The 1,196-nt window shown below is 50.8% G+C and carries 1 protein-coding gene; it reads left to right on the top strand.

All coding sequences use genetic code 11. The annotated features are described in order from the left end of the window. Position 1 precedes the first annotated feature (1 nt). The gene (gene tuf, locus HMPREF9443_RS03205) at positions 2–1,192 is read left to right on the top strand and encodes an elongation factor Tu (RefSeq protein WP_009145072.1); all 1,191 of its coding nucleotides are present in this window, start codon (positions 2–4) and stop codon (positions 1,190–1,192) included. The last annotated feature ends 4 nt before the right edge of the window (positions 1,193–1,196 follow it).

Genomic DNA, 1,196 nt, shown 5'->3' on the forward strand with positions numbered 1-1,196 from the left:
AATGGCAAAAGCTAAATATGAAAGAACTAAACCGCATCTGAATATCGGCACCATCGGTCACGTTGACCATGGCAAGACTACTCTGACTGCTGCTATCACCAAAGTACTGGCTGAAAAAGGCGGCGCTGAATTCATGGACTACTCCATGATCGATAAAGCTCCGGAAGAACGTGAACGTGGTATTACCATCAATACCTCTCACGTTGAATATGAAACCGCAACCCGTCACTATGCACACGTTGACTGCCCGGGCCATGCTGACTATGTAAAGAACATGATCACCGGCGCTGCTCAGATGGACGGCGCAATCCTGGTAGTATCCGCTGCTGACGGCCCGATGCCTCAGACTCGTGAGCACATCCTGCTGGCTCGCCAAGTAGGCGTACCTGCAATGGTAGTATTCCTGAACAAAGTAGATATGGTTGACGACGAAGAGCTGCTGGAACTGGTAGAAATGGAAGTTCGCGAACTGCTGAGCTCCTATGACTTCCCCGGCGATGACATTCCTGTTGTTGCAGGTTCCGCTCTGAAAGCTCTGGAAGGCGACCCGAAATACGAAGCAAAAATCATGGAACTGATGGACGCAGTTGACAGCTACATTCCGCTGCCGGAACGTGCAACCGACAAACCGTTCCTGATGCCTGTCGAGGACGTATTCACCATCACCGGTCGTGGTACCGTTGCTACCGGACGTGTAGAGCGTGGTACTGTTAAAGTTGGCGATACCGTAGAAATCGTTGGTATGAAAGACGAGAAAAAATCTACCGTAGTAACTGGCGTTGAAATGTTCCGCAAACTGTTGGACGAAGCAGTAGCCGGCGATAACATCGGCTGCCTGCTGCGTGGTGTTGACCGTAAAGAAATCGAGCGTGGCCAAGTACTGTCCAAACCGGGCAGCATTCATCCGCACACCAAATTCAAAGGTGAAGTTTATGTACTGACCAAAGAAGAAGGCGGCCGTCACACTCCGTTCTTCAACGGCTACCGTCCGCAATTCTATTTCCGTACTACCGACGTAACCGGTGTAACCGAACTGCCGGAGGGCGTAGAAATGGTAATGCCTGGCGATAACGTAACCATGGAAGTAGAACTGATCACCCCGATCGCTATCGAAAAAGGTCTGCGTTTCGCTATCCGTGAAGGCGGCCGTACCGTTGGCGCTGGCGTTGTTTCCGAAGTAGAAGAGAAATAATTTT

Source organism: Phascolarctobacterium succinatutens YIT 12067, from assembly GCF_000188175.1.
Classification (GTDB): domain Bacteria; phylum Bacillota; class Negativicutes; order Acidaminococcales; family Acidaminococcaceae; genus Phascolarctobacterium_A; species Phascolarctobacterium_A succinatutens.

Excerpts from the sequence above, each read along its gene's own strand:
- tuf (WP_009145072.1), top strand. The coding sequence starts at position 2 with ATGGCAAAAGCTAAATATGAAAGAACTAAACCGCATCTGAATATCGGC.